Annotated in this window: 19 protein-coding genes; 14 read left to right on the forward strand and 5 right to left on the reverse strand. The window is 71.1% G+C overall.

Annotated features, from left to right (window positions below; genetic code table 11):
• Positions 1-3: 3 nt before the first annotated feature.
• Positions 4-354, forward strand: coding sequence for a hypothetical protein (locus ACFQUZ_RS13210; protein ID WP_377441720.1), 351 nt, complete (start codon positions 4-6; stop codon positions 352-354).
• Between the two features lie 446 nt (positions 355-800).
• On the opposite strand, the gene ACFQUZ_RS13215 is transcribed toward ACFQUZ_RS13210, so the two are convergent.
• Positions 801-2,198, reverse strand: coding sequence for an MDR family MFS transporter (locus ACFQUZ_RS13215; RefSeq protein ID WP_377441722.1), 1,398 nt, complete (start codon positions 2,196-2,198; stop codon positions 801-803).
• 174 nt (positions 2,199-2,372) lie between these two features.
• Between ACFQUZ_RS13215 and ACFQUZ_RS13220 the strand changes: the two genes are divergently transcribed.
• Entirely contained in the window at positions 2,373-3,176 is an 804-nt protein-coding gene (locus tag ACFQUZ_RS13220; protein WP_377441724.1) for a phosphoglyceromutase, read from the forward strand.
• Positions 3,177-3,258: 82 nt separating this feature from the next.
• On the opposite strand, the gene phoU is transcribed toward ACFQUZ_RS13220, so the two are convergent.
• Positions 3,259-3,906 carry a phosphate signaling complex protein PhoU gene (gene phoU, locus ACFQUZ_RS13225; protein ID WP_377441726.1) on the reverse strand — a complete coding sequence of 216 codons (648 nt, stop codon included), beginning with the start codon at positions 3,904-3,906 and terminating at the stop codon, positions 3,259-3,261.
• A 414-nt stretch (positions 3,907-4,320) separates the two neighbouring features.
• Here phoU and ACFQUZ_RS13230 point away from each other — a divergent pair, with 414 nt between their 5' ends.
• Both ACFQUZ_RS13230 and ACFQUZ_RS13235 read left to right on the forward strand, forming a co-directional pair.
• On the forward strand, positions 4,321-5,499 hold the full coding sequence (locus ACFQUZ_RS13230) for a sensor histidine kinase (protein ID WP_377441996.1): 1,179 nt from the start codon (positions 4,321-4,323) through the stop codon (positions 5,497-5,499).
• Between the two features lie 25 nt (positions 5,500-5,524).
• Positions 5,525-6,208, forward strand: a complete 684-nt coding sequence (locus tag ACFQUZ_RS13235; RefSeq protein WP_377441730.1) for a response regulator — start codon at positions 5,525-5,527, stop codon at positions 6,206-6,208.
• A 13-nt stretch (positions 6,209-6,221) separates the two neighbouring features.
• Here the strand turns inward: ACFQUZ_RS13235 and ACFQUZ_RS13240 are convergent, their stop codons facing one another.
• Complete coding sequence (locus ACFQUZ_RS13240) at positions 6,222-7,034, reverse strand: hypothetical protein (protein ID WP_377441998.1); 813 nt, start codon at positions 7,032-7,034, stop codon at positions 6,222-6,224.
• Between the two features lie 142 nt (positions 7,035-7,176).
• Between ACFQUZ_RS13240 and ACFQUZ_RS13245 the strand changes: the two genes are divergently transcribed.
• Together ACFQUZ_RS13245 and ACFQUZ_RS13250 are read left to right on the forward strand one after the other, a co-directional pair.
• Complete coding sequence (locus ACFQUZ_RS13245; protein WP_377441734.1) at positions 7,177-8,121, forward strand: Ppx/GppA phosphatase family protein; 945 nt, start codon at positions 7,177-7,179, stop codon at positions 8,119-8,121.
• Positions 8,122-8,201: 80 nt separating this feature from the next.
• Positions 8,202-9,008 carry a sugar phosphate isomerase/epimerase family protein gene (locus ACFQUZ_RS13250; RefSeq protein WP_377441736.1) on the forward strand — a complete coding sequence of 269 codons (807 nt, stop codon included), beginning with the start codon at positions 8,202-8,204 and terminating at the stop codon, positions 9,006-9,008.
• A gap of 244 nt (positions 9,009-9,252) precedes the next feature.
• On the opposite strand, the gene ACFQUZ_RS13255 is transcribed toward ACFQUZ_RS13250, so the two are convergent.
• On the reverse strand, positions 9,253-9,810 hold the full coding sequence (locus ACFQUZ_RS13255) for a CGNR zinc finger domain-containing protein (protein ID WP_377441739.1): 558 nt from the start codon (positions 9,808-9,810) through the stop codon (positions 9,253-9,255).
• Positions 9,811-9,973: 163 nt separating this feature from the next.
• Here ACFQUZ_RS13255 and ACFQUZ_RS13260 point away from each other — a divergent pair, with 163 nt between their 5' ends.
• A complete protein-coding gene (locus ACFQUZ_RS13260) occupies positions 9,974-10,894 on the forward strand; it encodes a proline dehydrogenase family protein (protein ID WP_377441741.1) in 921 nt (306 codons plus the stop codon).
• A gap of 145 nt (positions 10,895-11,039) precedes the next feature.
• Here the strand turns inward: ACFQUZ_RS13260 and ACFQUZ_RS13265 are convergent, their stop codons facing one another.
• Complete coding sequence (locus tag ACFQUZ_RS13265; RefSeq protein WP_377441743.1) at positions 11,040-11,435, reverse strand: VOC family protein; 396 nt, start codon at positions 11,433-11,435, stop codon at positions 11,040-11,042.
• Between the two features lie 122 nt (positions 11,436-11,557).
• Here ACFQUZ_RS13265 and ACFQUZ_RS13270 point away from each other — a divergent pair, with 122 nt between their 5' ends.
• The 7 genes from ACFQUZ_RS13270 to ACFQUZ_RS13300 all read left to right on the forward strand — a co-directional run bounded on the left by ACFQUZ_RS13270 (position 11,558) and on the right by ACFQUZ_RS13300 (position 18,332).
• Positions 11,558-12,970, forward strand: a complete 1,413-nt coding sequence (locus tag ACFQUZ_RS13270) for a hypothetical protein (protein WP_377441745.1) — start codon at positions 11,558-11,560, stop codon at positions 12,968-12,970.
• 33 nt (positions 12,971-13,003) lie between these two features.
• Entirely contained in the window at positions 13,004-14,374 is a 1,371-nt protein-coding gene (locus ACFQUZ_RS13275) for an efflux RND transporter periplasmic adaptor subunit (protein WP_377442000.1), read from the forward strand.
• A complete protein-coding gene (locus tag ACFQUZ_RS13280; protein WP_377441747.1) occupies positions 14,367-15,146 on the forward strand; it encodes an ABC transporter ATP-binding protein in 780 nt (259 codons plus the stop codon). The genes ACFQUZ_RS13275 and ACFQUZ_RS13280 overlap by 8 nt, the downstream gene beginning before the upstream one ends.
• Positions 15,143-16,327 (forward strand): ABC transporter permease, encoded by a 1,185-nt coding sequence (locus tag ACFQUZ_RS13285; RefSeq protein ID WP_377441750.1) that lies wholly within the window; start codon positions 15,143-15,145, stop codon positions 16,325-16,327. Before ACFQUZ_RS13280 ends, ACFQUZ_RS13285 begins: the two co-directional genes overlap by 4 nt.
• Positions 16,328-16,600: 273 nt before the next feature.
• On the forward strand, positions 16,601-16,810 hold the full coding sequence (locus tag ACFQUZ_RS13290) for a helix-turn-helix domain-containing protein (protein ID WP_377441752.1): 210 nt from the start codon (positions 16,601-16,603) through the stop codon (positions 16,808-16,810).
• 224 nt (positions 16,811-17,034) lie between these two features.
• Positions 17,035-17,136 carry a 30S ribosomal protein bS22 gene (locus ACFQUZ_RS13295; protein ID WP_007465623.1) on the forward strand — a complete coding sequence of 34 codons (102 nt, stop codon included), beginning with the start codon at positions 17,035-17,037 and terminating at the stop codon, positions 17,134-17,136.
• Positions 17,137-17,252: 116 nt separating this feature from the next.
• A complete protein-coding gene (locus ACFQUZ_RS13300; RefSeq protein WP_377442002.1) occupies positions 17,253-18,332 on the forward strand; it encodes an NAD-dependent epimerase/dehydratase family protein in 1,080 nt (359 codons plus the stop codon).
• Positions 18,333-18,445 lie beyond the last annotated feature (113 nt).

The raw sequence follows: 18,445 nt of genomic DNA on the forward strand, positions 1-18,445 counted from the left end.
GCGATGTCCCGGTCGATCAACTATGCCCAGCGGATCGCATCGCCGAGCGACGAGCCGGATCGCGCGGGCCGGAGCCTGGTCACCACCAGCCACGAGGTGATCCAGAACTGGGCCCGGGAGCGGCAGGCCACGCCGGCCACCATCGAGGGGACCGAGCATGACGGCCGTGCCGGGGTGCTCACGTTCGACCTGCCCGGTTACCGGGAGGGCGGCCGGATCAAGCCGATCAGCTGGGACGAGTGGTTCTCGACCTTCGACGGGCGCCAGCTCAACTTCATTTACCAGGAGGAACGCTCTGGTGGCGGGCAGAGCAACTTCTTCCGTACGGAATCGCCACTCCGCGAAGACGGATGATCGAGGTTGTGCCGGAGGGAATGCTGACCGGCATCGACCGGTTGTGAACCGCATGGCGCTGGCAGTGCCGGTCGCGAAAGTGGGTGTGACCCGCGAGACATGGCCGGCGGGTTGTGGGGTAATCCCCTGACCTCTAGCGTTATTGAGGGCGCCAAGCTCGAAACGGTTCGGGGGAGCCGTAGTTCGATCAGAACCGAGCAGGGTGCCGTGAAGGTGACACCTCGCCGTTGGGGGACGGCACGGGTCACCTGATGGCCGGCGGTGCGAGCGGGCGACGCTTACGGGGGTGAGAGTCGCCCGCCGCCGCCGGGCCCTATTCTCCGGGTGTTCGTCACACGAGATGCGGGATGTCGCGGGCCAGCGGACTCCTCAACCCCGCGACATCCCGCATCCCGCATCCCGCATTTCGTGTCGATCGCGGGTTCACCGACGTCTCGATCATGTGCTCACCGGGACGTTCCGGTGGCGGATGACCCGCTGCGTACCAGAGACTCGTTCTCCGGAACGGAGCCGACCGACGGCTCCGCGGCGACCGCCGTCGGCGCCGTCGCCGCCGCCTCGGCCGCCTCCGGAGCCGGTGGGTCGACGACCACCACCGGCTGGGCCGGGGGCTGCGCCAGGCGTAGCGCCGCCGCCTGCCGTTCCCGGGCCGGACCGGAGAGCACCTGGGCGACGGCCACCAACAGTCCGACGGCGGCGCAACCCAGCCAGAGCGCGGAGTTGCCCAACTGTTCCCGGACCAGGCCGCCGAGCACCGGCGCACTGGCCCCGGCGAGTTGCCAGGACAACGAGAACACCCCCTGGTAGCGACCCCGGTACGCCGCGGGGGAGAGTTCCGCGATCAACGTCGAGTTGGACGGCGAATTGAGCATCTCGCCGAGCGTCCAGATCAACACGGTCACCGCGTAGAACCACGCGGCGTCGGCGAACGCGGTAAGTCCGAAGCCGACGCCCACGATTACCGCGGCCAGGGCCAGCACGTTCGATCTGCCGCGCCCTTTGATCAGCCGCGGCACGAAGAGCTGGCCGGCGACGATCAGGAAGCCGTTGAGCGCGATGATCCAGCCGTAGGTCGCGGGCGACAGACCATCGTCGGCCATCGTGATCGGCAGCATCGAGATGTGCTGTAGGAAGACCCACGCCACCAGCAGGTTCAACCCCACGAAGCCCAGGAAGACCCGGTCGGACAGGACGGTACGCAGGCCGCCCGGGACGCCCCGAGCGGAGCCGCCGACCTTCGTCCGGCCGGTCCCACCCGGACGGGTCTCGCCCACCTTCACAAAGATGATCAAAGCCGTGACGAGGGTGGTGGCCGCGTCCACCGCGAACAGCAGCAGGTAGCTCAGCTCGGCGGCGAGGCCGGCGAGGATCGCGGCACAGGCGAAGCCCAGGTTCAGCGCCCAGTAGTTCAGCGAGAACGCCCGGAGCCGGTCCCGCTCCGGCACCACATCGATCATCATGGCGCCGAACGCCGGCCGGACACCCTCGGCGAACAGGCCGAGCAGCAGCGCCCCCGCCGCCACCGTCCACAGTTCCTCGGCGAACCCGAGGGCCAGCATCATGGCGGCGGCACCGAGTTGACCGGCGAACAGGGTGGGGCGCCGGCCCCAGCGGTCGGTAAGTGTGCCGCCGAGCATGGTGCCCGCCGCGCCGCCCAACCCCCACAGGCCGATGACCATACCGGCCTGGATCGGGGAGAAGTTCCGGACGCTTGTCAGATAGATGGCGAGAAAGATCAGGACGAATCCGCCCAGGCGGTTGATCAATGTGCCGGTCCAGAGGTACCAGAACCGTGACGGGAGGCCGCCGGCCGCGTCCGTCAACCAGCCACGCATCGTCCGCATACTCCCCCGGCTTCCCCCGCGTAATGCCCGTGTTGCTCTATGGGCCTTACTGAACCTAGTCCCGGTCGGCGTCCCGGGTCATCCGCTTTCCGACGTGGTGGTGGTCACCCCGGTGATGCCGCCGACCAGCCGGTCCGTCAGGACAGGACGGCACCGGTCCGGCAGGATGACCCCATGACTGCGAGTGCGAGGAGTGCGTCGGACGACGTGTCCGTGGCGAGTGAGGGAGCCACCATCGGCACCCTGATCCTGTTGCGGCACGGCCAGAGCGACTGGAACGCCAAGAACCTGTTCACCGGCTGGGTGGACGTCGACCTGACCGCCAACGGCGAGGCCGAGGCCCGCCGCGGCGGGGAGTTGATGCGGGAGCACAGCTTGCTGCCCGACGTCGTGCACACCAGCCTGCTGCGGCGGGCCATCCGCACCGCCGAACTTTCCCTTGACGCCGCCGAACGGCACTGGATCGCCGTGCGCCGCTCCTGGCGACTCAACGAGCGGCACTACGGAGCGTTGCAGGGTAAGGACAAGAAGCGGACCCTGGAGGAGTACGGCGAGGACCAGTTCATGCTCTGGCGGCGGTCGTACGACACCCCGCCGCCGCCGATCGACGACAACGACGAGTGGTCCCAGGCAGGTGACCCGCGATACGCGCTGCTGCCACCGGAACTGATGCCGCGTACCGAATGCCTCAAGGACGTCGTGGAGCGGATGCTGCCCTACTGGTACGACTCGATCGTGCCGGACATCCTGGCCGGCCGTACCGTGCTGGTGGCCGCGCACGGCAACTCACTGCGGGCGCTGGTCAAGCATCTCGACCAGGTCTCCGACGAGGCGATCGCGAAGCTCAACATCCCGACCGGCATCCCGCTGCGCTACGACCTCGATCCCGGGCTGCGGCCACTGACCACCGGTGGCACCTACCTCGACCCCCAAGCTGCCAAGGAGGCCGCCGCGGCGGTCGCCAACCAGGGCCGCTGACTGTGCGAGGAGGCCCCTTCCCGCCACTTTCGCGAGGGGAGGGGCCTCTGCCAACGCCGGTGTCGGGCCGGCCGGGAGACGGTCATCCGGTCGCGGCTTCTCCGGTTATCAGGTAGATGACGTGCTCGCCGGCGTTCACCGAATGGTCGGCGAACCGTTCGTAGAAGCGCCCCAGGAGGGTCGCGTCGATCGCTGTCTCGACCCCGTACGGCCAGTCGTCGCGCAACAGCACCGCGAAGAGGCTCCGGTGCAGGTCGTCCATGGCGTCGTCGTCCCGCTCCAGTTCGGCGGCCAGATCCACGTCCGGCTTGGCGAGCACCGTAGCGATCTTGCCGGCCATCCGATCGGCGACCTCAGCCATGTCGGTGAAGACGCCGCGCAGCTCGGCCGGCACGGCCGGGGAGGGGTGGCGGCGTAGGGCGGTCTTGGCGACGTGATCGGCGAGATCGCCCATCCGCTCCAGGTCGGCCGCGACATGCAAGGCGGTGATCATCGCGCGGAGGTCCGAGGCCACCGGCGCCTGCCGGGCGAGCAGGTCGCAGACCCGTTCCTCCACCTGCCGGTACGTCTGGTCGAGTTCGGCGTCTCCGGCGATGACGTTCTCGGCCGCCGCCCGGTCGGCCGTCAACAGGGCCTTCGTGGCCTCCCGCATCGCGGCGCGCGCGTCTTCGGCAAGGTCCACCAGGAGCTGGCTGACGGTCTGTAGATCGGCCCGGAACTCGTCGCGCATGGTCACGTCCTGTCTGCTGCGTGCGCCGGCCCGGCCACCGGGCCGTTCAATGGCACGTCCCACGCTAGGTCGCAACAAGGACCCGTAACTGAACGGGAATGAACGGGAGCGGGCCGGAAGGTAAACATTCCCGGATCCATGCCGGATCTGTCCCATATTGTGTGGTCGGTGCGTCGGCGATGACCCTACGATCGCCACGTGGAGTGGGAGGTCGTAGCCGGGATCGCCGGCGGGCTGGTCGCCGGGCTGCTGGCCGCGCCGCCGCTTGCCGGCGCATGGCGTCGTTGGTGTGCCGACCGATCCGCTCAGGCCGCCGGGTCCCGGGCAACCGGGGTCGGTCGCCCGGAACCGGCCGGGGACGGGCGCGGCGACGGACCGTCGACGGCGTACCGGACGGCCGACGGCGCCTCTGGGGTGCTTGCGGACCCCCGGACCTCGACCAGACCGGCCGGTGAACTGTCGGAACCGCCTGGACTGCCGGGACTGTGCCAGCGTGCGGTGGACTCGCTCCGGGTCGGCGTGGTGGTGCTGGATCCCGAGGGCGTCCCGCTGTTGATCAACCCCGCCGCCCGGGCCATGGGGCTGCTGCGGACCGGCCCCGAACCCGGCACCATGGCTCCTCATCCGCTCGTCCGGACCCTCGCCGGGCAGGTCCGTCGCACCGGGGTGCGTCGCGAGGTGGAACTTGACCTGCCCCGCAATGGCGGCGCCGCCGACCCGCTGGGAGTGCACCTGCGGGCCATGGGCATCGGCAGCGACTGCGTGGCCGTCGAGGCGGCGGATGTGACCGAATCCCACCGGGTGGCCCGGGTCCGGCGGGACTTCGTGGCGAATGTCAGCCACGAGCTGAAGACTCCGATCGGGGCCCTGCAGTTGCTGGCCGAGGCGCTGCTGGACGCCACCGCGACGGCAGAGCCGGTTGACCAACCAGCGCCGCCGGACCGGGGTACCGAGGACATCGCGGCCGCGCGGCGCTTCGCGGAGCGGATCCAGAGCGAGTCCACCCGGCTCGGCCGACTGGTAAACGAACTGCTGGAACTGACCCGGCTGCAGGGCGCCGAACCACTCCCCGAGCCAACGCCGGTCGCCGTCGACTGGGTGCTCGCGGAGGTGGTGGACCGGACCAGGACGACAGCCGCCGCCCGCCGGATCGAGATCGCCGTCGAGGGCCGGCAGAACCTCACCGTGTACGGCAGCGACAGCCAGGTCGCGACCGCCGTGACGAATCTCGTGGAGAACGCGATCGCGTACTCGGCGGAGGACACCCGGGTGACGGTGGCCACCGAGGCCGACGACGACCATGTCACCATCGCGGTGACCGATCAGGGCATCGGCATCGCCCCGGACGACGTCAACCGGGTCTTCGAACGGTTCTATCGCGCGGACCAGGCCCGCTCCCGGGCGACCGGCGGCACCGGCCTGGGACTGGCGATCGTGAAACACATCGCGACCAACCACGGCGGTCGGGTCGAGGTGTCGAGCACCCTCGGTGGGGGATCCACCTTCACCCTGCGGTTACCCGCCCAGCCACCCGACGCGTTCCTGCCGCCACCCACCGCCCCGATCGAGACCGGTCCGGCCGCGTTCCGCTAGGCCGGACAGAGAAAGGAACACCGCAGTGGCCCGCGTGCTCGTCGTCGAGGACGAGGAGTCGTTCTCCGACGCCCTGTCCTACATGCTCCGCAAGGAGGGATTCGAGGTGTCGCTCGCCGCGACCGGCACCGACGCCCTCACCGAGTTCGACCGGACCGGCGCGGACATCGTGCTGCTGGACCTGATGCTGCCCGAGATGTCCGGCACCGAGGTGTGCCGGCAGCTCCGCCAGCGGTCCCGGGTCCCCATCATCATGGTCACCGCCCGGGACAGCGAGATCGACAAGGTGGTCGGGCTGGAGATCGGGGCCGACGACTACGTCACCAAGCCGTACTCGCCCCGCGAACTGGTGGCGCGGATCCGGGCCGTGCTGCGTCGGCAGTCGACCGAGACGGTCGAGGATCCGGCCGCCACCCTCAGCGCCGGTCCGGTCCGGATGGACATCGAGCGACACACGGTGACGGTGGCCGGATCCGCCGTGCAGCTGCCGCTCAAGGAGTTCGAACTGCTCGAACTGCTGCTCCGCAACGCCGGTCGGGTGCTGACCCGCGGCCAGCTGATCGACCGGGTGTGGGGTGCGGACTACGTGGGTGACACCAAGACGCTCGACGTGCACGTCAAGCGGCTGCGGTCCAAGGTTGAGCCGGAGCCCTCCGCGCCGCGGCACATCGTCACGGTGCGCGGCCTGGGCTACAAGTTCGAGCCGTAGGCGCCGGCCGCCATCACCCGGGGCGGTCGCCGGTTGATCCGGTCAGCCGACCGGCCGGGTGCGCGGCGATGAGGCCACGCCGGGCACGGGCTGCGCACAGCTCGGCCAGCCGGGCGTACGCCGTCTCGCCGATCAGCGCGGTCAGCTCCGGACCGTACGACAGGTACATCGGCTCGCCGCCGACGTGCGCGTCCGGCGACGAGGTGCACCACCAGTGCAGGTCATGCCCGCCGGCGCCCCAACCCCGGCGGTCGAACTCGGCGAGGGTGGAGACCAGCACCTTCGTCCCATCCGGGCGCTTGCTCCACTCCTGGTCCCGACGGACCGGCAACTGCCAGCAGACGTCCGGCTTGTACTCCAGCGGATGAACGCCGTCGCGAAGCGCCTGCGCGTGCAGCGCGCACCCGCCGCCCCCCGGGAAGTCCGGATCGTTGAGGAAGACGCACGGACCCTCCTCGCCCTGGGTCGCCGTCCGTCGGGCCGGGTTCGACCCGTCCACCGAATCCATCTCGGTGTAGTTGCGGAAGCCGCGCCGGTGGTGCTGCCAGGTCTGCGGGGTGAGTCGCCGGGCGGCGGAGCGTACCCGCTTCTCGTCATCGTCGTCGGTGAAGAAAGCACCGTGTGAGCAGCAGCCGTCGGCGGCGCGACCCTCGATGATCCCGTGACAGCCCTTGCCGAAGATGCACGTCCACCGGGACAGCAGCCAGGTCAGATCGGCCCGGATCAGATGCTCGTCGTCCGCCGGGTCGAGGAACTCCACCCACTCTCGGGGGAAGTCCAGCTCGACCTCCCGGCTGCGCGGGTCCGTCGAGTCGTCGACAAGGATGCGGAGTTTGGTGCGGGCTGCCACCCGGTCAGCGTACGCCGGTTGCCGGAAACCGCCGGTCAACCCGCTCGGGTCCGCAGGTCGGTCCAGGCTCGGCGCGGCCCGGTAGTGGAAGCCGGAGCCAGCCCTTAGGGTCGTGGCCATGCGACTCGGCGTGCTCGACGTGGGCTCCAACACCGTTCATCTGCTGGTGGTGGACGCCCACCGGGGCGCCCATCCGTGGCCGGCCCATTCGGAGAAGTCGATGCTGCGGCTGGCCGAGCAGATCGGTCACGACGGCGCGCTCACCTCCGCCGGCGAGGACGCGCTGGTCACCGCCGTGGCCAACGCCCAGGCGTCGGCTACCGCGCTCGGCACGGACGACCTGCTCGCGTTCGCGACCTCGGCGGTACGCGACGCGACAAACGCGCCCCAGGTGCTCGCGCGGGTACGCCGGGACACCGGAGTGGACCTCCAGGTGTTGCCCGGTGCCGATGAGGCCCGGCTCACGTTCCTCGCCGTCCGCCGCTGGTTCGGCTGGTCCGCCGGGCGGCTCCTGGTGCTGGACATCGGCGGCGGGTCGCTGGAGGTCGCCGCCGGGATCGACGAGCTTCCCGACGTCGCCCTCTCGGTGCCACTGGGCGCCGGCCGGCTGACCCGAGACCGGCTGAAGATCGATCCGGCGGACACCGAACCGCCGACCGCCGCCGTCCTGGACGACCTCGGCGGGTACGTCGACGAGACGCTCGACCCCGTCGTGACGAAGATGACCCGGATCGGCTGGGAACGGCCGGTCGCCACCTCCAAGACGTTCCGGACGCTCGCCCGGCTGGCAGGGGCACCCCCGGTGGGAGCCGGGCTGTGGGTGCCCCGGTCGCTCACCCGGACCGGTCTGCGTCAGGTCATCGGTTTCATCCGGCACATCTCACCGAGCAAGCTGGCCGAGGTGGACGGGGTCAGTGCCGGCCGGGCACACCAGCTTCTCGCCGGGGCGATAGTGGCGGAGGCCACCATGCGCCGACTGGACGTCGAATCGGTGGACATCTGCCCATGGGCGCTGCGCGAGGGCGTCATCCTGCGCCGACTGGACCAGATCGACGCTCGCTGACCTCGCCGCCGAGCCGACCGCCGTCCCGCCCTGGCTGGCGCGCCGGGTGACCTGAGCGGTGCCGGGCTACCCTGAAGGACGTGACTTCCCGAGTCCCGGTCCTGTTGTCCAGCTCGTCGGTGTTCCCGGAGCCCACCGCGGCGGCCTTCGAAATGGCGGCCCGCCTCGGCTATGACGGCGTCGAGGTGATGGTCTGGACCGACGCGGTGAGCCAGGACGCGGGCGCGTTGCGCGGCCTGTCCGAGCACTACGGCGTGCCGGTGTTGTCCGTGCACGCGCCCTGTCTGCTGGTGACGCAGCGGGTGTGGAGTTCCGACCCGTGGGAGCGGCTCCGCCGGGCGGCGGTGCTGGCCGAGACGCTGGAGGCGCCCACCGTGGTGGTCCACCCACCGTTCACCTGGCAGCGTGACTATGCCCGGGGCTTCGCTGATGGGGTCGGTCGACTGGCCGGCGAGCACACCGGCCTGCGGTTCGCGGTCGAGAACATGTATCCGGTTCGGATGGCGGGCCGCCAGTTCGTCCCGTACGTCCCGGGCTGGGACCCGACGGAGGCCGGCTACGACGCGTACACGCTGGATCTGTCGCACTGCGCGGCCGCCCACAGCGACGCCCTGACGATGGCCGACCAGATGGGGGCCAACCTCACCCACGTGCACCTGGGCGACGGCACCGGGGAGGGCCGGGACGAGCACCTGGTGCCCGGCCGGGGTGGCCAACCGTGCGCGGAGCTTCTGTCGTCGTTGGCTGGCCGCGGCTTCACCGGGGCGGTGGCGGTCGAAGTGGCCACGCGCGGCGCCCGGAGCCGGGCGGATCGGGAGGCGGATCTGCGGGCGTCGCTGGAGTTCGCCCGCCAGCACCTCAGTACGCCGAGCCCGGTGGCGCACTGAACCCCTCCACCGTGCCGGAGGTCCCCGGCGCCAGCGCCACCGTGACGTCCCCGCCCATGGGCCGAGTCGCCTGGACTCCGCCTCGCACTCGACCGGAGGATGTACACGGGTCCCTGGCCGGCGCGGGGCTGGTTGCGGAACGTGATAACGGTCGGTGGCTCCCTGTTGTATACCGTGTGTGATGTCTCGTGGGGTGACGGTGGTGGTCGCGGTGGCCGAACCCGCGAACGTCCATGGACACCGGCTAGCCGACCGGGGTCAGCGGTGCCGGTTGCTCGCCCACGGCGGCACGTTTGCGGGCCCGGTGCGCGGCCACGTGCGAACGGGTGGCACACCGCTCCGAGCAGAACCGCCGGCAGCAGTTCGACGACGTGTCCAGGTAGACGTTGCCGCACCGCTCGTCGGCGCAGACGCCGAATCGGGAACTGCCGTATTCGCACAGCCAGACCGAAAGGCCCCAAACGGCACCGGCGAGGTATTCGGAGCTGACCGAGGCGCCCCTGCTGGTGACGTGCATGTGCCAGTCGCTGGAGTCGTGACCGGAGATGCGCGGCTGCACCGGGAACGCCTCCAGCAGCGCGTTCAGCTCGGCGACGGCCTCGGCGTCCCGTCCGGAGGTGCCGTACTCGAACACGTCGCGGAGCCGTTTCTGGGCACGCCGGAAGGTCGCCAGATCCCGTTCGGCCACCTCGTCGCGCATCCAGACACAGTCTTCGCCGAACATGGCCCGGAGGCCGTCGAGGTCGTCCAGGCGGGCATTGACAAGGTCAACCCCGGTCCGGGCGTACGCGTCGAAGTTCACCCGACAAAGGTAAACGACAACCGGGCGTCTCGGCTCTTTCGACGGGGTGGGGTTCTTGGCGGGGATCGGCGGACCGGACACCCCGGCCCGGGTTGTCCTGGGTCGCGGCAGGCCCGTCACCGCTGGCCGGACCGCGGCCGGGGGCGCGAGTTACGCTCAGCCCATGCTCCGATCGGTCATCCTCGCCGCCTCCCGGTCATCCGGGGTTGAGCGGCTCGTCGCGACGGCTCCCGTCACCCGGGACCTCGTGCGCCGGTTCGTCGCCGGCACCACCTCGGACGACGCGCTGCGCGCCACCCGCGAACTCGTCGACGCCGGGCTCACCGTAACCCTCGACCACCTGGGCGAGGACACCGTCAAGGCGGAGCAGGCGACCGCCGTACGCGAGGCGTACCTGCGCCTGCTCGCCGGCCTCGGTGCCGCCGGTCTCACCGCGTCCGCCGAGGTCAGCGTCAAGCTGTCGGCGGTCGGGCAGGCCATCGACGAGCAGTTGGCGTACGAGAACGCCCGACTCATCTGTGCCAAGGCGGCGGAGGTCGGCACCACGGTCACCCTGGACATGGAGGACCACACCACCACCGACTCGACCCTCGACATCCTGGCCAAGCTGCGCAACGACTACCCGGACACCGGTGCCGTGCTGCAGGCGTACCTGCGTCGCACCGAGTCGGACTGCCGGGAGCTCTCCGGCCCTGGCTCCCGGGTTCGACTGTGCAAGGGCGCATACAAGGAGCCCGAGTCGGTGGCGTACCAGTCGACGGTTGACGTGGACAAGTCGTACGTCCGCTGCATGAACGTGCTGATGGCCGGCAGCGGCTATCCGATGCTGGCCACCCACGACCCCCGACTGATCGCGATCGGGCAGGACCGGGCCCGGTGGTACGACCGGACGCCCGACCAGTTCGAGTTCCAGATGCTGTACGGCATCCGGCCGGACGAGCAGACCCGGCTGGCCGGCGAGGGGCACACCGTGCGGGTCTATGTTCCGTACGGCGACCAGTGGTACGGCTACCTGATGCGTCGGCTCGCGGAGCGCCCCGCCAACCTGGCCTTTTTCGCCCGCGCGATGGCCTCCCGGAAGTAGGACAGACCACGCAGGCGCCGGCCCTCGGGCACGGGTTCAAGCCAGCGCCTTCGGTCCCCGGGTGTGCGGCAGCCCGGCCACCAGCCGGGCCAGCTCGCCGTGCAATGGCACATTGCTCGCCGAACGCCTCCCGCACCCGGGATCGTCAGGTGTTGGCCCAGGCTCGGGTGCTCAACACAAGCCGGTAGCCGTCCGGGTCGGCAATTGTGACACCCCAGCGGTCCCAGTACGGTCCGCCGGAGACCCGGGTGCCGCCGCACTGCTCCAACCGCCGCACGAGCGCATCGTCGACCGGGCTGTCGAGATAGAGCACGAACAGGTCTTCCTTGGTCGGGCTGGGCGTGACGGCGAGGTGCGGGCCACCGACCAGTTCCAGGTGCCATTGCGCGTCCCGCCAGCCGACCATGGTCAGGTCGTGTTCGCCGGGTTCGGTGCCGGCACCGCGCCAGAGTACGTCGAGGCCGAGCCCGTCCACCCAGAACAGTTCGGCGGCGGCCAGATCGCGGGTGGGTCGGGCCAGTCGCAGGTGTGGAGTTGTCATCACCAGGGCAAGCTAAAAGCTGACGTTTGCCTGAGGTCAACCCGTCGCTACATCCCGTACCTAAAGTTGACCTTGGAGGTCCGCCGTGGACGGACCCGGTTGGTGAGCCGTACTCTCCGGCGGTGACCGAAGGGCCGAAGCAGTCGCCGCAATCGACCGCGCCGACCGCGCCCACTGCCGGTCCGCCGTATCCGCCCCATCCGGCGCCTCCCGGCGTACCCACAGATCCGCCGTCACCTCCGGCGGCGCGCGCCAGCCTTCGACGGCGCTGGCTCATCCTCGGCCTGGCCGCCCTGCTGCTGTTGTGCGCTACCCCGATCGGTCTCACCGTGGCCTTCGCCGACCGGCTGACCGGCCGGGCGGCAGGCACCAGCGATGATCAGCCGGCCCCGAGCCCGCGACCGGGTGATCCACCCGCGGCCACCGCCGCCTGGCTGCGCGATCGGCTGCCCGAACTGCTGGACCGGCAGTCGGCGGCGCTGCTTCGCGGCGATCAGGCCGGCTTCCTGTCGATCGCCGACCCCGAGGGTCCGGCGGCCGGAACGCTGAAGCGGCAGTACGGGGCGCTGCGGGCGCTCGGCGTGGCGGTCTGGCGGGCCGAGGTGGGCGAGGATCCGACGCCGGTGCCAGACAGTCCGCGGCAGTGGCGGCTGCTCGTGACGTACCAGCATTGTTTCGCCGTGCCGAACTGTGCGCCGAGCCCGGTCCCGATGCTCACGCGCTGGTTGGACAACAGTCCGGAACCTCGGCTGGTAGCCGTCGAGCCTGTGGTGGCCGGTGCGAAAGGGCCGCGTCCATGGCAGGTCAGTGACCTGATCGCGGTCAGCGGCGAGCGCACCCTCGTGGCCACCACGCCCGCCCTGCGTGGGCGCCTGCCCGACCTCCTCGCCCGCGCGGAGCGGGCGGCGCTCGTAGCCGACCGGTATGCGGTCGACGGAACCCCGCCGGACCGGTATCGGATCTTCTACGCGGGCAAGGACGAATGGGATCGTTGGTATGGCGGCCAGCTACCCACGTGGACTGCCGGTTACGCGTTGGCGATCGGCGGCGGGTACCACGAGGTGGTGCTCAACGCGGCCGAACTCGCCGATCAACGATCCGATGTGGATGCGCTACTGCGGCACGAGATGTCGCATGCCGCGTCGTTACCGGATCGGGATCGGGTGGGCACGGAGAGTTGGTGGCTCATCGAGGGCGTCGCCGAGCACGCCGCGGCGAACGGTCGCGCGCCGAGCCGGTATCCCGGCCTGCCGGACGTCCGCCGGCTGGTCGGGCCCGACTGGGACGGTCGGCTCGGTGACCTGGAGCCGACCGACGACGCCGCCGACTGGCAGGTGTCGGGCAGCTACGGGATCGGTTACCTGGCCGTCCGGCACCTGGTGGACCGGTTCGGTGAGCGGTCCGTGCTGGACTTCTTCGCGGCGGTGGTGCATCGCGGGCGGAGCCTCGACGACGCGGCCCGACAGGTGTTCGGTGGGGCTTGGGCGCCCATCGAGGCGGACTGTGTCGCGTACCTGCGTGGCATGGCAGGCTGAGGAGGACCTTGCCGGACGCGCGTGCCTCGTAGCATGGGCGGTGTGCGTCGTCGACCCCGACTGCTGGTCCTGCTCACCGCCGTCGCCGTCCTTACCGGATCGACCGCGGCCGCGTGTGGTGACGAGGCCGAGCCGATCCCCTTGGGCGACGCGACCCGCACGGACGTGGCCGAGGTGGTTGACGCGCCGGCCCGGGTGACGGCACGGTCCGCTGCCACGCTCACCGCACCGGCCGAGGGCACGCTCGCGGCGCTGCGGGTCCGCCCCGGTGACACGGTGCGAGTCGGTCAGGTGGTGGCCGTCGTCGACTCGCCAGCCACCCGGGACCGGCTCAGGCAGGCCGAGCGGGCGCTGTCGGCGGCCAGGGCCACCCGGCCATCCGCCGGCCGTGGCGGCAGCGACCTGCGGCGGATCCAGCGCGACACCGACCGCGCGGCCGCGAAAGCGTTCGGCACGGCTCGACAGACCGCCGACCAGATCGCCGACCCTCGGGTGCGCGCGGCGCTGCTCGCCCAGGTCCAGGCGGCGGAGACGCAGTACCGGGTCGCCACCGAGGCCGCCGGTGCGTCGCTGCGCTCGGTGGAACGCGGGATCGCCGGGCTCAACTCCGCCGTCGGCTCGCTGTCGGCCGCCCAGCGGCTACAGGCACAGCAGGCGTACGACCTGGCGAAGGCCGCCGTCGACGCGCTCACGCTGCGGGCGCCGATCGCCGGTGTCGTGCAGTACGGCGGTGGCGCCACCGAGGGCTCGGGAACCGACCTGTCGGGGCTGCTCGGCGCGGCGGGGAGCGGACCCGGCGGCGCCGGTGCGCTGCCCGGCCTGCCCGGGCCCGTTTCGGGGCCACTCCCCGGGGTGGATGCGGCGGTGCCTGTGGGTGGTGTGGTCTCCGTCGGCACGCCGGTGCTCACCATCGTGGATGTCAGCGAACTGGGACTGGTAGCCGAGATCGACGAGACCGACGTGTTGCTGGTCAAGCCCGGCGTGCCGGCCACCGCCGAGTTCGACGCGGTCACCGGCGCCAGTTATCCGGCCCGGGTCAGCTCGGTCGACGTGCTGCCGACCAACTCGGCCGGCGGCGGTGTGGCGTACCGGGCCCGTCTCACGCTGTCCGCGGGCACGGCGGAGGGTGGCGCCGCCCCGACTCCGCGGCCGGGGATGAACGCCGTCGTGCATCTGCGGGTCCGGGAGGCCGGCCAGGCGGTCGCCGTGCCGGCCGCGGCCGTCTTCGCGGCCGACGGGGGCAGTGCCGTCTGGGCGGTACGGGACGGCCGGGCCGAACGGGTCGCGGTGACGGTCGGCGTGCAGGGCACCGACCTGGTGCAGATCGTCGATGGGCTGGCACCGGGACAGCGGATCGTGGTCGGGGGTACCGACCGGGTGCGCTCGGGGCAACAACTTGGGTGAGCCGGTTTTGCGAGCGGCGGTCGAGGCGGTCGATGTCAGCCGGACCTATCGGCTGGACGGCGTGTCGGTGCCGGCCCTGCGCGGGGTGTCGCTGACCATCCCGCCGGGTGACTATCTGGCTGTCGTCGGGCCGTCGGGCTCTGGCAAGTCCACCCTCATGCACCTGCTTGGTGGGCTGGACCAACCGACCGGTGGTCGGTTGGTCATCGGCGGCCGGGACGTTGCTGGCCTTGGCCCGGCTGACCTCGCCGCGCTGCGCAACACCACAATCGGCTTCGTCTTCCAGGCGTTCCACCTGCTGCCGCGCACGTCGGCCGTGGACAACGTCGCGCTGCCCCTGGTCTACCGGGGGATGGCGGCCCGGCAGCGGCGGGCCCGCGCGGCCGCCATGCTGGGCCGGGTGGGTCTGGGTCACCGGCTGGACCACCGACCGAACCAGCTTTCCGGCGGTGAGCAGCAGCGGGTGGCGATCGCCAGGGCCCTGGTCACGGATCCCACCGTGCTGCTGGCCGATGAGCCGACGGGAAACCTGGACAGCGCGACCGGAGAGTCGGTGCTCGCCCTGCTGGAGGAGTTGAACGCCAGCTCAGGCGTCGCGGTGGTGCTGGTCACCCACGATCGTGAGGTGGCGGCCCGGGCCCGCCGGCAGATCACCATGCGGGACGGTGTGATCATCGACCAGCGCGGCCCCAAGAGCGGGGCGGCCGAAACCGGGGCGGGTGGCTCGGGGAGCCGGGCGGATGAGGCCGCCGTGGGGGACGGTGGACGATGAGGATGGCCGAGGCGTGGCGGGTGGCGGTGAGCGCCCTACGCGCCAACCGGCTGCGCAGCGGGCTCACCATGCTGGGCGTGATCATCGGCGTGGCGGCGGTGGTGGTGCTGGTCGCGATCGGGACCGGTGCCAAGCGCGAGGTGGAACGGCAGGTCGAAGGGCTGGGCTCCAACCTGCTCGTGGTGGTGCCCGGCCGGATCGACTTCGGCTCGGCACCGGCCGTGTCCCGACTGTCACTCGCCGACGTCGACGCGGTGTCCCGGGTGGTGGGCGACCCGGGCCGGGTAGCCGTCACGGTCACCTCCGGTGAGACCGTCCGGGCCGGCAACGCGTCGACCTTCACGACCGTCCAGGGCGTGCTGGAGACCACGCCCCGGGTGTTCGTCCGCTCGGTTGGCCGGGGCAGTTACCTGACGGGCACGGATGTGGACACCGCGCGGCGGGTGGTGGTGCTCGGGTCGTCGGTGTCGCAGACGCTGTTCGGCGAGCGGGATCCGATCGGGCGGCAGGTCACCATCGCCGGGGTGCGTTTCCGGGTGATCGGCGTTTTCGCTCCGCTCGGCCAGAGCCTGGGGGTGGATCGGGACAAAGAGGTGCACATTCCGGTGACGGCCGCGCACCGGCTCTACGGCACTCAACGGGTGGACGGCATCGCGGTCAAGGCGCCGGACCGGGAGGAGATCTCGGAGTTGGGCGACCGGATCGTCGCCGAGTTGTCCCGCAGACACCCGGAGACCGAGTTCAGCGCGGTGACTCAGCAGCAGATTCTCGGCGTACTCGGCGACATCCTCGGCCTGCTCACCGGCGTACTCGCGGCGATCGCGGGCATCTCGCTGCTGGTGGGCGGGGTGGGGGTCTCCAACATCATGCTGGTTTCGGTGCGGGAGCGGACCCGGGAGATCGGGCTGCGTAAGGCCGTCGGCGCCCGACCGCGGGACATCGGTGTGCAGTTCCTGCTGGAGGCCGTGTTGCTCACCTCGCTCGGCGGCGGCATCGGTTTGGGTCTCGGGGTCGGCGCCGCGTTGCTTGTGGACGTGGTTTCACCCGTTCCCGCCGCGATCACCTGGTGGTCGTTGGCGCTCGCTTTCGGGGTTTCGGCCGCGGTCGGCATCGTGTTCGGGGTGGTCCCGGCACAGCGGGCCGGGCGGCTCGATCCGGTGGTCGCGCTGCGGTCCGAGTGATGGGGGAGCCCGTTCGGTTCGCCGCGGCGTACCGAACGGCGTGGTGGGTCGGGAACGGTCTGAGCGGCCGCATGGCCTGTCACCTCGCTGGACGCTCCGGCTGGTGTCACTCCGGAGGCGGTGTCCGGGCAGCCAATCGATGATCAACAGCCCGAAGGGATCGCGCCGGTCACAACCGTCCCGCTACCGTACTGGTAACACGCGCGTCGCCCGCCGTGACGACATGGCCGGGTCCGGCGGCGCGCCGGGGAATGGGATGGGTTGGTGAGCCAGATGGGATCACCACAGTCTGACGGTCGGCTGTCGGAGGTCAGGTTCCTGACCGTCGCCGAGGTGGCGGCGCTCATGCGGGTTTCCAAGATGACGGTCTATCGGCTTGTGCACTCGGGCGAGCTGACCGCGGTGCGGGTCGGGCGGTCGTTCCGGGTTCCGGAGCACGTCGTGCACGAATATCTGCGCGGCGCGTTCCAGGAGACGGCCTAGCCGGCGAGCGGTGCGTTCGCGGGTCGAAGGGTCCCGGGTGGCGGTCGCCCGGGGCCGCGTTGGCCCTGTGCCCCGACGCCGGTTACCCTGGACCGCGACCGTGATCCCGTTTCGGTGCGCTGCCGCGCCCACCAGTCGGGTCAGGTCCCAGGTCCAACTCGGTTGCCGGTCCACCCGACGGTGGCGCCGACCCGATCCGCACATTGCATTGGAAGGGCTGTCGTATGGGCTCGGTGGTCAAGAAGCGCCGCAAGCGCATGGCCAAGAAGAAGCACCGCAAGCTGCTGCGCAAGACCCGCGTCCAGCGTCGCCGTCTCGGCAAGTGACCCGCTGGCCGGGCACCGATCCGGCCAGCGCAGCGCGCGCCGATCACCGTCGACTCTCGGAGGCTTGACGTAATGAGGTCGCGGCAGTGCGGGGCGGACCCGCGCCGGCCGGTGGGATGGGCGCCATGACCCTCGGGCACACCCCTGGTGGCCCGGGGGTCGTTGTGGTGACCGGGGTGAGTCGTTACCTCGGCGCCCACGTGGCAGCCCGCCTGGTGGCCGACCCCGCCGTCGAGCGGGTCGTCGGGCTCGACCCGCACGACCCCGCGGCCGAGTTGGCTCCCCTGCTGGACGGCGTGGAACGGATCCGGGCCGACGCGGGTGCCGTCGGTGGCGTGATCGCCGACCTCGGCGCCGACACCGTGGTGCACCTCGCCCTGGCCACCGCCCCGGAGAAGCAACAGGGTGGCCGGGCGGCGATGAAGGAACAGAACGTCATCGGCACCATGCACCTGCTGGCGGCCTGCCAGCGTGCGCCGCGGCTTCGCAAAATCGTGGTTCGCTCGTCGAGCGCCGCCTACGGCGCCTCGTTCCGGGACCCGGCCGTGTTCACCGAGGACACCGAGCCGCGCGAGGTCCCGCGCGGAGGTTTCGCCCGGGACATCCTCGACATCGAGGGGTACGTTCGCGGCTTCCGTCGACGCCGTCCCGAAGTCACCGCGACAGTGCTGCGCTTCGCGCCGTTCATCGGCTCGGCGGCGGACACCACCCTCACCCGCTACTTCGCCCAACCGGTCGTCCCCACGGTGCTCGGTCGCGACCCTCGGCTGCAGTTCCTGCACATCGACGACGCCCTCGAGGTGCTGCACCGGTCGGTCGTCGAGGACCACCAGGGCACGTACAACGTCGCCGGCCCCGGAGTGCTCACCCTCTCCCAGGCCATCCGGCGGGCGGGCCGGATCGCCGTACCGGTGCTGGAGCCCGGCCTGTCCGGGGCGGCCGGCATCGCCAGGACCCTCGGGTTCGGCCGGTACGGGCTCGACCAGGTCGATCTCATCGTGCACGGCCGGGTGGTGGACACCACCAGGCTCACCACCGAGTACGGTTTCACGCCGCGATCCACGGCGGCGGCCTTCGACGACTTCGTCCGGGCCCAGCATGACGGGATGCTCACCGGTGCCCGGCTGCGGGCCGCGGAACAGGCGGTGCTGAGCGGTATCCGGCAGGTCCGGGACGCGAGCCGGGAGCGGGCATGACGGACAACGGCCGGTCGTCCCGGCGACGAGCGACCCCCCGTGGCGAGCGACGAACCGACGGTCCGGCGACCCGGTCCGAATCTCGGTTGGTGCCGCCCGCACCCGCGGACCCG

It is taken from the genome of Plantactinospora sp. GCM10030261 (assembly GCF_042666615.1).
In the GTDB taxonomy this organism is placed as follows: domain Bacteria; phylum Actinomycetota; class Actinomycetes; order Mycobacteriales; family Micromonosporaceae; genus KBS50.